The sequence below is a fragment of the Mesorhizobium sp. WSM4898 genome (assembly GCF_029625845.1).
In the GTDB taxonomy this organism is placed as follows: Bacteria; Pseudomonadota; Alphaproteobacteria; order Rhizobiales; family Rhizobiaceae; genus Mesorhizobium.
On record NZ_JARTVQ010000002.1, the window covers coordinates 667,935 to 684,457 of the forward strand.

19 protein-coding genes and 1 pseudogene are annotated in these 16,523 nt (G+C 61.6%); 9 read left to right on the forward strand and 11 right to left on the reverse strand.

The features are described 5' to 3' along the window. Positions 1-30: 30 nt before the first annotated feature. Positions 31-1,335 carry an O-antigen ligase family protein gene (locus P9228_RS10540; RefSeq protein ID WP_095826287.1) on the reverse strand — a complete coding sequence of 435 codons (1,305 nt, stop codon included), beginning with the start codon at positions 1,333-1,335 and terminating at the stop codon, positions 31-33. Positions 1,336-1,746: 411 nt separating this feature from the next. Here P9228_RS10540 and P9228_RS10545 point away from each other — a divergent pair, with 411 nt between their 5' ends. After that, positions 1,747-1,995: a hypothetical protein gene (locus tag P9228_RS10545; protein ID WP_066992046.1), complete on the forward strand. Its 249-nt coding sequence runs from the start codon at positions 1,747-1,749 to the stop codon at positions 1,993-1,995. 84 nt (positions 1,996-2,079) lie between these two features. On the opposite strand, the gene P9228_RS10550 is transcribed toward P9228_RS10545, so the two are convergent. Further along, the gene (locus tag P9228_RS10550; protein WP_208720894.1) at positions 2,080-2,667 is read right to left on the reverse strand and encodes a sugar transferase; all 588 of its coding nucleotides are present in this window, start codon (positions 2,665-2,667) and stop codon (positions 2,080-2,082) included. 549 nt (positions 2,668-3,216) lie between these two features. Between P9228_RS10550 and P9228_RS10555 the strand changes: the two genes are divergently transcribed. Then, positions 3,217-4,299, forward strand: a complete 1,083-nt coding sequence (locus tag P9228_RS10555) for a hypothetical protein (RefSeq protein ID WP_278053337.1) — start codon at positions 3,217-3,219, stop codon at positions 4,297-4,299. Between the two features lie 149 nt (positions 4,300-4,448). Here P9228_RS10555 and P9228_RS10560 read toward each other — a convergent pair whose 3' ends face one another. Together P9228_RS10560 and P9228_RS10565 are read right to left on the reverse strand one after the other, a co-directional pair. Then, the gene (locus tag P9228_RS10560; RefSeq protein ID WP_278053338.1) at positions 4,449-5,159 is read right to left on the reverse strand and encodes a response regulator transcription factor; all 711 of its coding nucleotides are present in this window, start codon (positions 5,157-5,159) and stop codon (positions 4,449-4,451) included. A 921-nt stretch (positions 5,160-6,080) separates the two neighbouring features. Continuing rightward, a complete protein-coding gene (locus tag P9228_RS10565; RefSeq protein ID WP_095831604.1) occupies positions 6,081-6,689 on the reverse strand; it encodes a cysteine hydrolase family protein in 609 nt (202 codons plus the stop codon). 159 nt (positions 6,690-6,848) lie between these two features. On the opposite strand from P9228_RS10565, the gene P9228_RS10570 reads away from it, so the two are divergent. Then, entirely contained in the window at positions 6,849-7,880 is a 1,032-nt protein-coding gene (locus tag P9228_RS10570) for an ATP-dependent DNA ligase (RefSeq protein WP_278054044.1), read from the forward strand. 131 nt (positions 7,881-8,011) lie between these two features. Further along, positions 8,012-8,293 carry a hypothetical protein gene (locus tag P9228_RS10575; RefSeq protein ID WP_278053341.1) on the forward strand — a complete coding sequence of 94 codons (282 nt, stop codon included), beginning with the start codon at positions 8,012-8,014 and terminating at the stop codon, positions 8,291-8,293. A gap of 16 nt (positions 8,294-8,309) precedes the next feature. Here P9228_RS10575 and P9228_RS10580 read toward each other — a convergent pair whose 3' ends face one another. From P9228_RS10580 to P9228_RS10600, 5 genes are all read right to left on the reverse strand, one after another. Next, the gene (locus tag P9228_RS10580) at positions 8,310-9,134 is read right to left on the reverse strand and encodes a Ku protein (protein ID WP_127245872.1); all 825 of its coding nucleotides are present in this window, start codon (positions 9,132-9,134) and stop codon (positions 8,310-8,312) included. A 5-nt stretch (positions 9,135-9,139) separates the two neighbouring features. Continuing rightward, complete coding sequence (locus P9228_RS10585; protein ID WP_095783951.1) at positions 9,140-9,316, reverse strand: hypothetical protein; 177 nt, start codon at positions 9,314-9,316, stop codon at positions 9,140-9,142. A gap of 76 nt (positions 9,317-9,392) precedes the next feature. Then, positions 9,393-10,139 (reverse strand): metallophosphoesterase, encoded by a 747-nt coding sequence (locus tag P9228_RS10590; RefSeq protein WP_067320643.1) that lies wholly within the window; start codon positions 10,137-10,139, stop codon positions 9,393-9,395. After that, positions 10,132-10,938 (reverse strand): nucleotidyltransferase, encoded by an 807-nt coding sequence (locus P9228_RS10595; protein ID WP_095831682.1) that lies wholly within the window; start codon positions 10,936-10,938, stop codon positions 10,132-10,134. Before P9228_RS10595 ends, P9228_RS10590 begins: the two co-directional genes overlap by 8 nt. A 181-nt stretch (positions 10,939-11,119) precedes the next feature. Beyond that, positions 11,120-11,281, reverse strand: a complete 162-nt coding sequence (locus tag P9228_RS10600; RefSeq protein WP_082953723.1) for a hypothetical protein — start codon at positions 11,279-11,281, stop codon at positions 11,120-11,122. Between the two features lie 559 nt (positions 11,282-11,840). Here P9228_RS10600 and P9228_RS10605 point away from each other — a divergent pair. Then, a complete protein-coding gene (locus P9228_RS10605) occupies positions 11,841-12,401 on the forward strand; it encodes a hypothetical protein (protein ID WP_278053346.1) in 561 nt (186 codons plus the stop codon). 8 nt (positions 12,402-12,409) lie between these two features. Then, positions 12,410-12,622: a hypothetical protein gene (locus P9228_RS10610; RefSeq protein ID WP_082953722.1), complete on the forward strand. Its 213-nt coding sequence runs from the start codon at positions 12,410-12,412 to the stop codon at positions 12,620-12,622. A 66-nt stretch (positions 12,623-12,688) separates the two neighbouring features. Here P9228_RS10610 and P9228_RS10615 read toward each other — a convergent pair whose 3' ends face one another. After that, complete coding sequence (locus P9228_RS10615) at positions 12,689-12,952, reverse strand: hypothetical protein (protein WP_067320787.1); 264 nt, start codon at positions 12,950-12,952, stop codon at positions 12,689-12,691. A gap of 182 nt (positions 12,953-13,134) precedes the next feature. On the opposite strand from P9228_RS10615, the pseudogene P9228_RS10620 reads away from it, so the two are divergent. Further along, positions 13,135-13,311 (forward strand): annotated as a pseudogene (locus P9228_RS10620) (thiamine pyrophosphate-binding protein); the annotation flags it as partial. A 223-nt stretch (positions 13,312-13,534) separates the two neighbouring features. Continuing rightward, on the forward strand, positions 13,535-15,526 hold the full coding sequence (locus P9228_RS10625; protein WP_278053348.1) for a protein-L-isoaspartate(D-aspartate) O-methyltransferase: 1,992 nt from the start codon (positions 13,535-13,537) through the stop codon (positions 15,524-15,526). Positions 15,527-15,600: 74 nt separating this feature from the next. Here the strand turns inward: P9228_RS10625 and P9228_RS10630 are convergent, their stop codons facing one another. After that, positions 15,601-15,915: a hypothetical protein gene (locus P9228_RS10630; protein ID WP_127245876.1), complete on the reverse strand. Its 315-nt coding sequence runs from the start codon at positions 15,913-15,915 to the stop codon at positions 15,601-15,603. Positions 15,916-16,158: 243 nt separating this feature from the next. On the opposite strand from P9228_RS10630, the gene P9228_RS10635 reads away from it, so the two are divergent. Beyond that, on the forward strand, positions 16,159-16,296 hold the full coding sequence (locus tag P9228_RS10635; protein WP_156752600.1) for a hypothetical protein: 138 nt from the start codon (positions 16,159-16,161) through the stop codon (positions 16,294-16,296). The last annotated feature ends 227 nt before the right edge of the window (positions 16,297-16,523 follow it).

Genomic DNA, 16,523 nt, shown 5'->3' on the forward strand with positions numbered 1-16,523 from the left:
GTACGATGGACTCTTGGAACGCCAATGAAGTCAAGGCGATGTGCGAGGGGCATACTCAACTTCAAGCAGCTGAGACCCGGTCCCGACATACAACCTCGGGGTCTTGGCAAGGCCGGTCTGCAGCGATCGCTGCATGCCGCGGTAGACTATGAGCAAAGCGAGCGGCAGCCAGAAGAAGGCGGCGGTTGACGGCCCGAAGGAATCGCTCATCTGGTTGGCGACCAAGTAGTTCCATACGGCGACCGATGTTCCGAGCACCATGACATTCACTTCGGTCGCTTGTTCGCTCCTGCCCCTGTCGACCAATGTGTGCAGAACGGCGCTGATCAGATAACCCACCACCAGCAGAACCATGATCACCACCAAGGCGAGGCCGGGCACTCCCAGCGTTCTAAAATAATCGATGAACAGGTTGTGGCTGTGCGGAGCGATGTCGCCCACCCATTGCCCTGCGCCCACGCCCATGAACGGATGCGACAGGCCCAGATCGATTGATATCGACCACAGTCGCTGCCGCGAAACGATCGAATGTGCCTCCCCGCCGGAGAGCTGAAGCGACAGCAGCTTGTAGGCCCGTGGGTTCAGGAACTGCAACATCATAAAGCTAGCCTGGAACAATATCGGAGCCGTAACGGTCGCCGCGATCACTGTTACCGGACGCTGCTTCCTTATCACCAGATAGATGCAGTATAGCCCGTAGAACGTGCCGAGACCGACGACCCCAAGAACGAAATTCGTCTTGGATCCCGATTTGACCAAACCCAGCAACCCCGCGAGGAGGCAAACCGAAAGGAGGATTCGGTGCCTTCGAGAAGCGACCAGCTTCGCGGCGACAAGCGGCAGACCGGCCGACAAGGCAATTCCGAGCTGGTTTGCGTGCTTGAAATAGCCCTCCGCCCGATCGGCGAATCGAGCATCGCCGAGGCCAATAACGACAAGGCAGGATGTAACAGCAACCATGATGGCCATGGTCATCCCAATCCTGTCGATTGCCTCAAAACTCCTAGGCCTCGCGGCGATCAATGCAATGGTCGGGATAGTGGCGAAACCAAACACCTGGGCGAAGACAGCGCGCATGGTCCTGACCGGATTGTCCGCGTGTAGCGCCGACAGCAGCGATAGAACCATGATGAGGGCAGATGTTGTCAGCACGGCAGTTGCCAGGGCCGTGTCGGTGCGATGCAGACGTTTTGTCGCTTCGGCGTAGGGAACGAGGCTTACCAGGCCGCAGAACAAAGCGAGCAAAAAGGAAATCGAGCCATCTGTTCCGGCAATCCGCGTGGCGCCAGGGAACCATATCGACACGATCAGCAAAAGGATGGAAGCCTGCAGCATCGATGGACGTCACGCTGAAAATGCTATGCAACAACCGCGGGCCGACGCGCTCTTGCCTCGCCAGGCTGCGTCCGGTGCCCCTGTGTCCTGAACGGCAACGCCAAGAAATAGAGACACAACGTTCAGTCCAGGACGGTGATTCAAGGCGCGCTGCCGCACCGCGGGTGAATACTCCGCGTACCTATTTCATAAGCAGCGTAGGCGCAGCGGGATGACAAGGAAATGAGCGAAAACGCGTCATTGGGACAAGGTGTCCTACGCCTTTTGTGCAAGGGCTGGTGGTGCTGCGATTCCAGTCTGCCTGGTCGAGATCCGGTCCAGCCGCGGCGGGGATTCGGTGTTGGTGCGGATTTGCACATGTGGGAGACTTGGGCGCGGCACACCGAGTCTTTCACACCGTAGGAGATCGCCGTGCTTTGGGGTCTTGTCGCTGTCGGCGTGATCGGCATTTTGCTCGGATTTCGTGTTCGCGCGCCGGCGCTCATCGTCATGACCGCGGTGATTGTGGTGTTCAGCGCCATTGCAGGCGGCATCGGCAGCCTGTTTGCCTGGGACCGTCTGCTTTCGATCCTGCTTTTCGTTGTCACGCTGCAGGGCGCCTACCTGCTCGGCGTCTTCCTCGGCATCGTGTGGCGTCGCGCCGTGACCGATGAGCATTGACGGACTGCGGCTGCCATTTCGTCGCCGGCGCCGGAATTTTTTCAAAGCGGCGATGCCGCCAATGCTCGCTGCCTTCCTCGGCAGTCAGGACGCATGATCGAATCTCATCACAGCGAAGACCGTCCGAACGAGAATGACGACGTCGGCCCATATGGACCAGTTTCGCACGTAGCGGCTGTCGAGGGAGACACGGCTGGGATAGTCTATTGCGTCTCTGCCCGTCACTTGCCACGCGCCGGTCAGCCCGGGCCGGGTTCGAAGATAATCGATAGCGCAGGCGCCGTAACGTTGCAGCTCGTCGGGGACGACCGGCCGAGGGCCGACGCAACTCATGTCGCCGCGCAGCACGTTGATGAGCTGAGGCAACTCATCAAGGCTCGACTTTCTGAGAATGTGCCCCAGGAAGGTGACGCGCGGATCGTTCTTGAATTTCAAATTCTGCTCCCACTCCTTGGCGGCTTCGGGATTGCTCGCAAGATAGTCGGCCAGAACCTGCTGGGAGTTGGCAACCATGGTCCTGAATTTGTAGCAGGCGAAACGCCTGCCGTTGAAGCCGACCCGAGTGTGAGAGAATATCGCCGGTCCGCCGTCGGTCGCCAATATTAAGAGGGCAACCACAAGCATGATCGGAGCGGCCAGCACAAGCGCGATCGATGCGATGGTGACGTCCATGATCCTCTTGCGCCGCCCCCCAAGCGGACGATGGTTTTGGCCGACGCCTATTCCGGGTCTGCGGGGGTTCGTGTCGAATGCGCTGATTGTCATGAGCTTCGCCAAGGAAAACGGCTGATTTTAGCGCTCAACTTCACGCGGCGGATCATTCCCGGCAAGAACCGAAAAGGAGGTAGCGCCCTATCTGGCGCCGGTTAGCCTCTTAGCCTGAACGCGTATTGCCTGCGCGGTGTCGATAAGCCTTCTGATCAAACGGCGTAACACTGGCACCCATTTTCTGCAGTAGCAGTGTGGGCACCTTCGACTGTATTCGTGATCGACGAAATCAACTGGTCCGGCTAGGGGCGATCCAGACCGCCGACTGAATTCAGGCCCTAGCTCTGATGGCAAGGATGCCGAGAGAATGTCTGGAGCCACTGGTGCCGGATGGGCGAGCCGGCAGCCGTCTGGCAATGCCTGAAAAGCATGCGCGCGCATGCGACGAGATTCGACGAGACAGATCTTCCGCGTCGAAAGAATGCCTGCCAGCCTGTCAGTGGAGCACGCAACGTGACGCCCATTCCGAAGCCTTCGTCCGGTGACTTCCCCGCAAGGCCGGGCGCTCGTCAGTTTCTGGAGGTCGACCGTGCGGAAGCACTTGCCGTCGTCCGCAAGCAGATAGCTTTGCTCGATCTTGATCTCTCCGGCCTCACTGTCGTGGCTGGCGCGGCGACGGGCTATCAGGCGGTGACTGCGACAGCCGCGGCGCTCGCCAATGCCGACCGTGTCGTTGCACTCACCCGCGTATCCTCCAGACATCCGAGCCTGGCGGCGGCCGCGGACGCGACGTTGGCATTTGCCGAGTACGCCAATGTCGCCGAACGCGTGGAAGTGACGAACCGCATCGAAAGCCGCAAATGGCAGGAGGTCGACCTCATCACCAATTGTCCCCAGGTCGGACCGATTTCGAGATCGCTCATCGAGCTCTTGCCCTCTCACGCGGTCGTTGCGCTCATGGCGGAGCCTTGGGAGCTTCGGCAAGGCGTGTTGGACTTCGATGCCTGTGACGAGGCCGGCATCAAGGTTGCTGCTCCAAATCTCGGTCACCCGGCCATAGACCTGATGCCGGAATTCGCGCGCTTATGCCGGGTCCTACTCGAGGATGCCGGTGTCGATCAGCGTGCCTCGAGATTCGCCGTCGTCTGCGACACGCCCTGCGCACCATTCCTCGAACGTATGCTCGCCGAACGTGGAGCAAGAGTTGGTGTTTTTTCGCATCCGGTTCTGCTGACCGATGATGCATGGGAGGTGATCATCGTCGCTATGCGGCCCTCCGCCAAACCCCCAATGGACATCAACAGTCTGGGCCGCATCGCCAGGAGAACGCGCCAGGCGCTGCTGGTGCAGTTCAGCGGCGGGATCGACCGCTCGGCCGCCAGCTATTTCGGCCTCAGGGTATGGCCGCCGAAGCGCCCCAACCGCGGCGAGTTGGGCCTGCCGCTCGAGATACTCGGAGCGGCTCCGGTGATGCGCAGACTGACGGGAGGCCTGAAGGCTGCCGAAGCAGCATATCGCGGTGCGGAGTTGGGCCGCGACAGTGTTGGATTTCTCGTGAAGGCAGGATTCGAGATGCTCGACCGGGAACATGCCTGAGCATCGGCCTGAGCGCATCCGTTTCAAGACCTGCAGGCACCGTCCTATTTCTGAATCTCGAAGGGAGGCGGACCTGAAATAGGTCCGCCTCCACGTCGAGGATCGGCGTGCGCGTCGTTCTATTGCCAGGCACCAGGCCTGGGCAGCCTTCAAAGCATCATCTGTCTAAGCTTGTAGGCCACCTCAGTGCGGTTCGTGGCTTTCAGTTTTTTCATGATGTTGCGGATATGGACCTTGACCGTGCTCTCGCAGAGGTTGAGCTCGTAGGCAATGATCTTGTTGGCCTTGCCTTTCCTGAGCGCTTCCACGACCGCGGCCTCGCGCGAGGTGAACATTCCGGCGAGCGGACGGGCGCCGTTCGCCGTCGAATGGATGATCTCGCGAAGCGCCAGCACGCAGCTGGCGGGCACGAAGATTCCTCCGGCGCGGGCGAGACCGATGGCCTCGGCAGCGACCTTCACCTTGACGCTCGTGGGAATGTAGCCGCGGGCGCCGCATTCGAGAGCCGCAAGGATCTCCCCCGGCTCGTCGGAATCCACCACGACGATTACGGGTACGGCGCCGACCTCGGAGATGAGGTGCACAAGTTCCGCCCGAACGCTCTGGTCGGTCACCTTTCTGGCGCCGAGAATAACGAGGATCGCGGAAGCCTCCGCCCCGCCGGCGACGTGCTGAATCTCATCAAGAGTTCCTACGGCGCTGACGCGCAAAGCCGGATTATGTTCGATAAGGCCTCGAGCAAGACATTCGCGCTCGAGTGCCCGCTTGTCCACAATTACCACCAGACCTTCGGTCGGGTGTCCTTCTTCGAGATCAGACGTGCCGAGCCCGTTCACGTCCGTCAGATGCCCGTTCTGCAACGACCCCGTCGCATCCTTCCAAGACTCGGAAATTTGAAGATGTCCCATCGCCTTATTTACTCCTCTCCGCCGCCGACTTCGCTCGCTCCCCTTTTTATCTTGACTCCCACGCAGGGCTTGTTCAGCGGCATGAACTGATACGCTGTTTACCGTGTGTCGGGCGACTTGCTGCGAAGTGAGGAATAGATTCAAGGAGTAGTGCATACGCCGGCCCAACCCACGGACGTATGGGATCCCCGCTCCATTGAGGTAATCCAGCCTCAAATGCATACTACGATGCTGTGGAAAAGGCGCATTAATCCTGGTTAACAATTTGGTAATTATATCTTAGGTGGCTAATATGACCGAAAGGATGACAACCTTAAGTTGCCATCACAGGAATTCTGCTCCTCAAAGCTGCGCGCGAGCATATCTCGACCTTAGAGCGAGATTTGCGGTTTGAAGCAAACGGCGCCACAGTTCTTAGAAAAACATTGACCTCGGCTGCCGTGCCCCCCACCCAACCACTGCAGCCGGGGTTCCTTTTTTGGCCGGCAATCGCAGTCTTGTCGGGCCGACAAGTCAATCTTCGCGCGGCCTATCTCCACAACATCAAAGCGTCGCGCCTCGGAAATACGTACGCCTACCGGTACTAGCGTTTCAGGTTAGGCCTGACTGTCTCGACTTCTTCACGCGTGGTGGTGTCCGGCAATTCGCCGGGACCGTCCGGATTCCGTGTCGGGTTTTCGCGCGTGTCCCTCGGCGGCTTTTGCTTTGGGTTGGGGTCAGACGGATTTGGCTTGCGAGCTTTTTCCCGTTTCGCTGGTTTAGGCATCTACACACTCCCTGCCTGCGCAATTTCGGAGAAACATTGCGGTTCCCGTCAAATAGCAGTTGATCGGTCGCTTTCGGCTGTAGCCGGTGCGGATCGTCCCATAACGTTCAGGTCCAGGCCGAAAGGACCGTCTCCATCTCGACGGTCTCGACCTGTTGCGCGAAGCGCTGATGGTAGACGGTCATCAGGGCATCGTGCGTCGCGTCCGATGAACTGCAAAGCGCATCCGTGACCAGCACCACGCGATATCCGATGTCGATCGCCCCCAGGACGGTTGCGAGCACGCAAACATCGGTTTCGCCTCCCGTGACCACCAGGGTGTCGATGCTGCGCGCGGCAAGTGCCGTCTGCAGTCTGCCCTCCGGCCAGGGCGAATAAACATGCTTGTCGATCACCTGCGCCGGCGGACAGAAGGATGACAGCGGCGGCAGCAACCCGACCATCTCTGGCCCGACATTTTCGATCGTCATCGACGCCCAGCGCTCATAGTAGCGCCTCCAGGTGCCGGCACCCAGGCCAGGCTTTTCAGCCGGCACGAAGCGCGTGAAAAGGGTCTGCTCGGCTTTCCATTCGACGAGGCTGACGATCCTCGGAAGGACGCGGGTGATCCACGGCGTGGCCCATTCCGAAGGTTCCGCGAACAATTTCTGCATGTCGACGCATAGATGCGCGCAGCGCTCGCCCAGAGGACCATAGCTCAAGCCGGAAGCCGACATCGGATTTCCTGTCGGAAGTTCATGTTCGCTCTGGTGAAGAAGTGCCCGACGCGGTCAAAGCTCGACATTTGGTTTCTGAACTTTGGTGAGGCAACGCCTCGCCGTGCAACTCGTTCCCCTCGACCGGAAACTACAGGTGTGGTCGAACGTTCTACCGAGATGGAGACCTCCAGGATTACGTCCCAACCGGCAATCTCGAGTCCCGAGTTTCCGCTGTCTTTGGATACGCCGCCGATGGAGGCGCGGACCGCGGACGCCTTGCCTGAAGGTCCCTGGCAGTACGAACCCAAATGGGACGGGTTTCGCTGCCTGGCCTTCAAAGGCCGCGACGCCGTCGAGCTTCGCGCCAAATCCGGCAAGCCGCTCGGCCGCTACTTTCCCGAACTGACCACGATGCTGCGCGACCTCGCCGCAAGGCAATTCGTCGTGGACGGCGAGATCGTGATCGAGATCGACGGGCGCGTCTCCTTCGACGCGCTGCAGATGCGCCTTCATCCGGCCGAGAGCCGTATCCGCAAGCTGAGCGCGGAAACACCGGCGCGGTTGATCCTGTTCGATGCACTGGCTGCCCCGGGAGGCGAGATGTTGCTCGATTTGCCCTTGCCCGATCGGCGCCGGGCGATCGAGGACTTCGTTGCCAGGGCAGAGAACGCCGGGCTGAAGCTCTCGCCGGCCACAACGAGCCTCGCGACCGCCAGACGATGGTTGCGCGGCGCCGGCCGAGGTGCCACCGATGGCGTGGTCGCCAAGGCACTGGCCGAACCCTATCGCCCGGGCGAGCGAACCATGATCAAGGTCAAGCGGCTGCGCACAGCAGACTGCGTGGTCGGTGGCTTTCGCTACCTGAGCGGCAAGCGCCAGATCGGCTCGCTGCTGCTTGGCCTCTACAACGACCGTGGCCAGCTCGACCATGTCGGCTTCACCTCGACCATAGCCAGTGACGAGCGAGCGGCGCTGACCAAGAGGCTTGAAGCGTTGCGCGGCGGGCTCGGCTTCACCGGCAAGGCACCCGGCGGCCCGAGCCGCTGGAGCACCGAGCGCAGCGGAGAATGGGAGCCGGTGCGGCCCGAATTGGTCGTGGAGGTCCGCTTCGACCATGTCACCGGCGACCGATTCCGGCATGGAACAAGGCTGGTGCGCTGGCGGCCCGACAAGGCGCCGCGCCAATGCACGTTCGAACAGATCGCGTAGGACACCTACCAGGGAGAGGCGACGCCACAACGGCCGCCACTTGCTGCAACGGGCGGAACCACCATTCGCCTGAGCGGTTTTCCAACTGAGCGAACCGCGAGCCGGATAGGCTTGCAGCATTGGAGAACGAGATGGACCCGCGTAAAAAGCAACGCACCGCAAATCAGGACGAAACCGAGGCTCCGGCAGTCGAGCAGCAGGACTGGGACGCGATTGAGGGCGGCCGGATCCTGCCCGACAGCGTCGCCGTCAACGGCGACCCGCAGGACGATGAAGAAGCGGAGGGAACGCTCCCCGAAGAAGACGACGACAATCCCTATCAGGAAAGTGACGAGGCACTCCCGGACGACGAGGAGGAGCGGGTCCTCGCGCGCGATCCCTCCAAGGAAGGAAGCCGGTTCGACGAGGTCTGAGCGGCCGTTCTTGGCGTCAAGCTGACTTGCGTTTGCCTTGCTTCGCGCCTTTCGCGGCGATGCCCTCCTTGGCAAGGCTCTTGCGCAGAACGTCGGCAAGATTGATGACGTTCTCACGCGGTTTCGGCGCCGCCTTGGGCAGCTTCTTGCCTTTGCGCTTGGCCTCGATCATGGCGATCAGCGCGTTCTCGTATGTATCCTCGAATTTCGAAGGATCGAACTTCGTCGCCTTCTTGTCGATCAGCAGGCCGGCGATCTCAAGCAGGTCCGCCTCGTAGTCCTGCTTCTTCAGCCCTTCGAACACCGTCGCCTCCGAAACCATCTCATTGCGGTCCCGCAGCTCGGTGAGAAGCATTCCCTTGCCGAAGGGCTGGATGAGAACCTCGCGTCCGCGCTGGTAGAGGACGACACAGGATCGCGCCGCCACCCGTTTGTTCTTCATGGCCTCCCGAAGGACGTTGAACGCCTCTGCGGAAGCATCCTCCGCCGGAATGAGGTAATAGGGCTTCTCGAGATAGCGCGTGTCGATGTCTGCGACCGGCACGAACTCGCCGATTTCCAGCGTGTGCTCGGAGGCGAGTTTCAGCGCCTTGATCTCCTCGGGCTCGATCTGGATGAAATCCTCCTTATCGGTCTCGAAGCCCTTGACTTGGTCCTCGGCGTCCACCGGTTCGCCGGTCTCCTCATCCACATAGGCGCTTTTCACCGGCAGGCCGTCCCTCCGGTTCAATATCCTGAAATGGATTTTCGACGCTTCGCTGGTGGCGCCGACGATCTTGACGCCGCATGAAACCGATCCGACCTTCATGAAGCCTTTCCAGATCGCGCGAGGCGCAGCCATCGAGCTTACTCCGTCCGGATGCGCCCGGCAGGCGCCGGCGGATCGTCGGTTTCATCGGGATTTGGACGCGGCGCCTCGTCCGGCAGCCCGTGCCGCTCCGGCTTCCTGACCGGCTCCGGTTTCCAGCTGGGCGCCGGCATCGGCGTGTCGCGATCGGGATCCGGTTGTCTGGGGTCAGGCATCGAAGTTGGTTCCGTTGGTCTCCTGCACAACTCATCGCTGCCGGCATGGTTCCGAAGCGCGAGGCAGCGCTGCGCCTCAGATTTCGAGCAGCGCGTAAGGACGGCCGGTCGGCTTCGCGATATGCATGGCGACGTTGTAGACGCTGGCCCCACCAGGGGTCCGGCCTTCATACGAGCCGCGATGGGCATGGCCATGCACCACGGCGCTTACCTTGAAGCGATCAATGGTTTCGGCCAGCCGCGAGGAGCCGAGGAACGGAAAGATTTCCGGAGGCTCTCCCGCCACAGTCTCCGGGACCGGCGCATAGTGGAGCACCACGAGCGTGCGCTTGGCGCGCACCTGCCGCATAGCATTCTCGAGCCGCATTGCCTCGTTGACGCTTTCGGCCACCATCGCCTTGATGGCCGGCTCGCCGAAGGAGCCCAGCATCCTTCGACCGAAGCCGCCGACAAAACCCTTCACGCCGACGAAGCCGACATCGTTCAGTTCGATCGCCTGGCCATCGAGGAGATGGACCCCCGCCTGGCGGAGCGTTGCAGCGATCTGCTCGACGCAACCGGATTCGTAGTCATGGTTGCCGAGAACCGCGACCACGGGAATCGAGCATGCGCGCAGATCCTCGGCCAGAAGTTCCGCCTCACGCGGTTTTCCGAGATTGGTGAGATCGCCTGTAAGGACCAGGACGTCGGCCTCGCGCGATATCTCGCCGAACAGGTCGCGGTACGAGGTCTGGGCATCTTCCTGAACATGCAGGTCGCCCATGGCGGCGACCTTGATGACACCGTTGCCGTTTGATTTCGCTGATGTGGCTGGTTCAGGCATCGCGCATCTCTCCAACGCCGCCGACGCCGGCAAACCCCCATTCCTTGACGTCGATCTCATAGTCGACCTGCGACAGCAGGCGGCCGCGGCAGATCTTCATTTTGGGCGACGGCAGCTGCCGTTGCCGCGCAAGCCGGCCCAGCAGTTCGTCGAGCAGCCAGTCTGGGATGCGGTCCCGCTCGCTGGGATAGATCCACCGGAAGTTGAGGACCTGCATCAGCAGCACTTCCCAATGGACATCGAGATAGGCGAGCAGCCTTTGCCAGTCGATCTGGTCGTGCGCCTTGAGGATGGTGTGGGCGATGTCGGCGCCGTCGTGGCGTCCTCTGTCCTGGATGAAGCATTTCGACCAGATGAGTTCCGTTGGGCCGATGATCCGGACCCGGCTGCCCAGCAGCTCGACTTGGCGGGCATGCTCCAGCCACTGATCTTTGACCTGCATTGTGCCGTTGGCCGAGGCAAAGATCACATCGAAGAAGTGCTGGCCCTCGAAGACCTTCCCGAGCCAGCGGTCGTCCCGGATCTCGACCGCATAGCCGATATTCTTGAAATGCTCGAGTATGCGCGCGCAGTCTCCGGCCTTGCAAAAGATATCCAGATCCTTGGTTTGCCGAACAACGCCCGTATACGCGCTCACCGCGTAGGTCCCGGCGACGAGGAAAGGAATGTCGGTAGCGGCGAGCTCGCGGATTGCATGGGTGTAGAACGCTTCCGCCGCGGCGCTTTTCAGCGTTGGCTCGGCTTTCGCGTCGATCACGGGGAGCGATGCTGGCAGACCCGGCAACTCGTCGTTGGTCATCAACTGCAGCTCCGATTTCGGACCTTTCGATAACAGCCGCGGGCCTCGCTTGTTCCGCTGTCGGAGTTTGCGAAATGGGCCCGGCAACACCGTCCGGAGATCAGGCAAGCCGCGCCGCGCGCGGAGCGTTGCCGAAATCGCGTGAAAACAACGACTTGGGCGCGACAGCTTGGCTGGTGCGCTAGTCCTTTTGCTCGCGGTACAAGCGCTCGGTCGCGCGGTCGCTCTCGCGCCGTTCGACTGGGCCTCTGTGACGGCGGGTGAAAAGCACGTAGATGATCGCAATGAGAAGGATCAGCGGACCGCCGGCAACAACGAATAGCCATAAATCGGAGCCGAACATGGCGTTTTCCTTCCTGTCGAAGGTGGTTTCTCCAGCAACCTATCGCTGGTCTTGAGCTAACCGATAAGGGCTGCAAATGTTCCTGTCCAAGGGAGTAGGCGGCCTGCATGGTCAGCCGCCTACGCGCCCGGCGGGATCGCCTTGGCGACCATGTCCGGCCGTTGCGGCACCCTGAGCCAAACGGCCGAAGGAAATCGCAGACGGTAGCCGCCAGTTCGTTTGCCGAGAGCGCCCTCTTTACCAAACCGCAGCAGGAAAGGCCGTTCCGTCCAAGCGACTGCGGCGAGCAAGAACCTCTGAGGTGGGCTTGTCGTGGAACGCGGCCTTCGGATCACAGTTCCGGCAGACGCCATCTGAAAATCGACAGGCTCGGACTGGAACAAAGCCCTGAGTCGCTCGTTCGGCTCCGGCCCATCGAGCACAGGAGCTGGAAGCCATGAACATGCGGACACTTCTCGCGCCATTAGCCGTCGCTGCGACCTCCTCGTTTTTTCCGGCGGTCGCAGCCGATAACGCGCAAACCTTTGCCGGCCGATAGTAATCGATAGGAGACATCAAAATGCAGACGATCACCGCACTGTTCGACGATTATGACGATGCCGCCGATGCCGTGGGCGAGCTGGAGTCCATGGGCGTACCGCCGAGCGATCTCAGCATCATCGCCAACAATGCCGACGGCCGGCATTCTTCCGCGGCCGCCGAAGATGCAGCCAGTGGAGCCGGGATCGGGGCGGTCGTGGGCGGCGCCGGCGGCTTGGCGACGGGCCTCGGCGCCATAGCAATACCTGGCGTCGGTCCGGTCGTGGCGGCTGGCTGGCTGGCGGCGACAGCCGCGGGCGCGGCCGCGGGCGCAGTTGTCGGTGGAGCGGCCGGCGGCATCATCGGCAGTCTGACCGACGGCGGCGTGTCGGAGGGCCATGCCCATATCTATGCCGAAGGCATTCGCCGGGGCGGCACTCTGGTTACCGCTCGCGTCGAAGATGACCTCGCTCCGCAAGCACAAGCGATCCTCCACGATTCCAGGTCGGTGGACATCGGCGAACGGCGGAACGACTACGAAGCTGGCGGTTGGACCGGATTCGATCCGCGGGCCGGCGATTACCGTCAGCAGAGCAAATAGGAGTCAGCGTGAGACGAGTGCTGTTGCCGCTGATCCTGACGGTAGTTGTGCTGTTGGCATGTTACTGGGCCTTCGCCTATGTCCAGAGTAGCTGGCCGACGGCACCGTTGAAGCGGACACCTGAGCAGAACCAGGGCGGAAACGCACCCCAGGACACGTCTCCGGCCGCCGGCATAAAAAAGGATCCGCAAGGCAGCAACAAAATGCCGGGCAATCAATAGCGGCAGGCGTAAGCAGCGAGCATCAGGTGAGCGAGTTGCTTTCCGCCCGATCGCATGGCGCTTCTCTCATCCGCGCTCGACGAATTTGTTGAAACGGCTGGGCAAACCTTCCGCCGTTAGGTCTTGGTGCACGAAGGCAAGTTCGTTGTCATCCAATATGGCGAAGAACTCTTCCCATTCGACGGGCTGCAGATCCTCTTCCTGCTCGCCGAAGTCGACGCGCAGCACCGCTCGCTTGCCTGCAGTCCGCGCGACTGCAGGTCTGCCTTCGCGGGCTTCAATCCAAGCCCGGATCACCTCGTGATTTGTGGTTTTCAGTGGCTCGCTCATGATCAACCCTTCCGGCTAATCGTCAATCCTGGCGCTTTGCTCGTCAGCGAATGAGGATTCAATCCGCGTCCGGCTCGCTCGTTCCCGCGAAATCGCTCCTTGCCAGGCGGTGGCCTGGTGGGGTGGGCAAGGGAACCAACTGCCGCCCTACTGGTTCGGAATGCATTCATTGGAGCCTTGCCATGCCAAATGCAGCCGAAATTTTCGTCGACACTCCGGTTGCCTGGGATGTCGAGGTCATGTTCGGCCTGCCCGGCGATGGCATCAACGGCATCATGGAGGCTTTGCGGAAAAACCGGGACAAAATCTCCTTTGTCCAGGTGCGCCATGAAGAATCTGCCGCATTGATGGCTTGCGCCAGCATCGAGCGGGCCGACGAGGTCGAGCGCGTTCTTGACGAAGCCTTGATGCCGAAGATGCCGCCCGATTATGCCAAGAATTTCCGCAAGGCGCTGCCGGAGACTCCGGGGCGCGAGCGGATCGAGGAGAACGTCGCGCGGGAGCCGGCCAGGACGATGATGGAAGCCGAGGGATGACGTTGCCGCAGCCGCTTGCGATTCCAACTTCCTGTTGAGGATGCACATGCTCGACCTGTCCCGCGAACGTCGCCGAATGGTCGATGTTCATCTCCGCCGCCGCGGCATTCATGATCGTGAGATTCTGGCAGCGATGCGCGAGGTCCCACGCGAGACTTTCGTGGACACTGGCTTCGAAGAATTTGCCTACGAGGATGGACCGCTGCCGATTGCCGAGGGCCAAACGATATCGCAGCCCTATATCGTCGCGTTGATGCTGGAAATGGCTGAGATCGGGCCCGGCGATCACGTCCTCGAGGTCGGCACGGGATCTGGCTACGCCGCCGCCGTGATGAGCCGCATCGTCGATCATGTCTACACGATGGAACGGCACGCCGGCCTTGCGGAAACCGCGAGACGGCGCTTCGAGACGCTTGGCTATCGCAACATCGATGTGCGCACCGGCGACGGCACCAAGGGCTGGCCCGAAGCGGCACCGTTCGATGCCATTGTCGTCGCGGCGAGCGGGCCCGGCGCGCCGCTCGCGCTGCAGCAGCAGTTGGATGTCGGCGGCAAGTTGGTCATTCCGGTCGGAGATGACCCTGACGAGCAGCGTCTCCTCAAAGTCACCCGCACGGGCGCTTCCACCTACAGCGAGGAAGATTTCGGTGCGGTGCGCTTTGTCCCTTTGATCGGCGAAGAAGGCTGGCAGGAGGACAACCGCATCCGAACCAGCCGTATCTCCCCGCTCTTGCCAGCGCGCAGTCTTCCGCAGATGATTGCCGCAGCGGCCGAACCGCTTCCGGAGTTCGATGATCCCGCCTTTGTGGAGGCCTTCGATCGCTTTGCCGACCGGCGGATCGTGCTGCTCGGCGAAGCGAGCCACGGCACATCCGAGTTCTATCGGGCGCGGGCTTGGATCACCAGAAGACTGATCGAGAAACATGGCTTCACGATCGTCGCCGCTGAAGCCGACTGGCCCGACGCCGCGGCGATCGACCGCTATGTGCGCCAGCGCCCACCTTCGCCGCGCGCCGACATGCCTTTCCAGCGGTTTCCCACCTGGATGTGGCGCAACGCGGAATTCGCGGCATTCGTGGAGTGGCTGCGTGCGCACAACGAGCAGATCGAAACACCGGCAAGCCAGGCAGGGTTCTACGGCCTCGATATCTACAATATGAAAGGCTCGATCGCGGCGGTTTTGGAATATCTCGACCGCATCGATCCGGAGGCGGCAAGCATTGCCCGCGAACGCTACGGCTGCCTGACGCCGTGGCAGCACGAACCCGCCACCTATGGCCGGGCGGCGCTAACCCGAGGCTACCGGGAATGCGAGGAGGCGGTGCTGCGGCAATGCCGGGACATGCTGTCGCGTCAGCTCGATCACGCCGGCCAGGACGGCGACGAATTGTTCGATGCCGCGCAGAACGCCCGGCTCATCGCCTCCGCCGAGCACTACTATCGCGTGATGTACTATGGCGGCGCGCAATCCTGGAACCTGCGCGACACGCACATGTTCGACACACTGCAACATGTTATCGAAGCGCGTTCCCCCGATGCCAAGGCCGTGGTCTGGGCGCACAACTCCCATATCGGCGACGCCCGCTTCACGGAGATGGGAATCGTCAGGGACGAAGTGAACATCGGTCAGCTCTGTCGCCAGCGGTTCGGCGACGACGTAGCCCTCATCGGCTTCGGCACGCATGCCGGGACGGTCGCTGCCGCCAGGCATTGGGACGGCGAAATGGAAATCATGTCCGTGCGGCCTTCGCGCGAGGACAGCTACGAGCGGCTTTGCCACGACGCCGGCACCGCTCGTTTCCTGCTCGACCTTGGAGCCGATCCAGCCCTTCATGAACGGCTGACCGAACGTCGGCTGGAACGGTTCATCGGAGTGATCTATCGACCGGAAACGGAACTGCACAGCCACTATGCCGACGCCTCGCTTGCGCGGCAATTCGATGCCTTCGTCTGGTTCGATGAAACTACCGCCGTGACGCCGCTCGGGCTGGAGCATGTGACGCGCGGTGTCCCCGACACCTACCCCTTCGGGGTGTAGGTGATGGACGGATGCATTCGACATCGCGCTATGCGGAACCTTCGGCGCACAGGTGATGCGGCGAGCGAAGACTACTATTCTTTCACATAGGTACCAGACCGGCGGCCGCCTTTGGGCGCTTTTGCATCCTTGGATTGCTTGGGGACCGATGGGCCCGCTCCGGAAGTCTTTTCCGTCGCAGGACCAGGCGTCGCCCGTCCCGGAGGGTTTTGCCCTTCCGACTGATGTGTCTTATCTTCCACCTCGCCCTGTCTGCGGGTGAGCCCAAAGCGATCGTGAGGCTTTTCGTTGCCGGCCGCAGCCTGCGAAAACCGGTCTGAGGGATCCGGATCGGTGTTGGCCGGGTACTTCCTGGCGCCGGTCTCGCGGCGGTTCTCGTCATTGCCCATGACACTCTCCGGGTTGATCTGAGGGATAACAAGATCGTCGGAAGAGCGTTCCCCGACCTGGCCGATGAGGGACGCGGGCAATCGGCTCCCATCAGTCCGATGGAACAAACACGCCATCGCCCAATTAGGCAAACAGAGTTCGGAGGCCAAGCGCGGTCCGGTTGCGCCCGATCCGACAGTCGGCGCGGCTTCGGCTCCAAACACGAACAAGCCGGGCGGCTAGCAGCGGACGAAAGGATTCTGATGCCCCGGATCGTTGCAGTGATCGCGATCGTGGTGATTTTGTTGATAACCGTGTGGGCCTGGATCGGCCGAGAGCCCGAGCGCCCGAGCGGCGGAAGCCAGCAGCCAGCGCCCCACGCGATCGACCAGAACGGCTGAGGCAGGGCCTTTCGATCGGCGACTTGCCGTTCTCACCGCATCGCCGTCTTCGCTGCATTGCGGTCTCGCGCGCCCTTGGTTCGCCGGGCCTTGGAGGGACAAGCCGGCGGGAGCTCGCGCGAGCAAGGCTCCGGCGCCGAACTATTTGCGCTCATGCCTTCTTCATGGATCTATCGCTCCGCGGATGGATCAACGTCCGAGCGCCGCCGGCGGCTGTCGCAACAGCC

Coding starts and splice junctions, on each gene's coding strand:
- P9228_RS10635 (WP_156752600.1), top strand. CDS start 16,159: ATGCCCCGGATCGTTGCAGTGATCGCGATCGTGGTGATTTTGTTGATA.
- P9228_RS10590 (WP_067320643.1), bottom strand. CDS start 10,139: ATGCCTGAACCAGCCACATCAGCGAAATCAAACGGCAACGGTGTCATC.
- P9228_RS10540 (WP_095826287.1), bottom strand. CDS start 1,335: ATGCTGCAGGCTTCCATCCTTTTGCTGATCGTGTCGATATGGTTCCCT.
- P9228_RS10570 (WP_278054044.1), top strand. CDS start 6,849: ATGGAGACCTCCAGGATTACGTCCCAACCGGCAATCTCGAGTCCCGAG.
- P9228_RS10630 (WP_127245876.1), bottom strand. CDS start 15,915: ATGGGCAATGACGAGAACCGCCGCGAGACCGGCGCCAGGAAGTACCCG.
- P9228_RS10580 (WP_127245872.1), bottom strand. CDS start 9,134: ATGGCTGCGCCTCGCGCGATCTGGAAAGGCTTCATGAAGGTCGGATCG.
- P9228_RS10565 (WP_095831604.1), bottom strand. CDS start 6,689: ATGTCGGCTTCCGGCTTGAGCTATGGTCCTCTGGGCGAGCGCTGCGCG.
- P9228_RS10605 (WP_278053346.1), top strand. CDS start 11,841: ATGCAGACGATCACCGCACTGTTCGACGATTATGACGATGCCGCCGAT.
- P9228_RS10585 (WP_095783951.1), bottom strand. CDS start 9,316: ATGCCTGACCCCAGACAACCGGATCCCGATCGCGACACGCCGATGCCG.
- P9228_RS10625 (WP_278053348.1), top strand. CDS start 13,535: ATGCTCGACCTGTCCCGCGAACGTCGCCGAATGGTCGATGTTCATCTC.
- P9228_RS10600 (WP_082953723.1), bottom strand. CDS start 11,281: ATGTTCGGCTCCGATTTATGGCTATTCGTTGTTGCCGGCGGTCCGCTG.
- P9228_RS10615 (WP_067320787.1), bottom strand. CDS start 12,952: ATGAGCGAGCCACTGAAAACCACAAATCACGAGGTGATCCGGGCTTGG.
- P9228_RS10550 (WP_208720894.1), bottom strand. CDS start 2,667: ATGGACGTCACCATCGCATCGATCGCGCTTGTGCTGGCCGCTCCGATC.
- P9228_RS10575 (WP_278053341.1), top strand. CDS start 8,012: ATGGACCCGCGTAAAAAGCAACGCACCGCAAATCAGGACGAAACCGAG.
- P9228_RS10595 (WP_095831682.1), bottom strand. CDS start 10,938: ATGACCAACGACGAGTTGCCGGGTCTGCCAGCATCGCTCCCCGTGATC.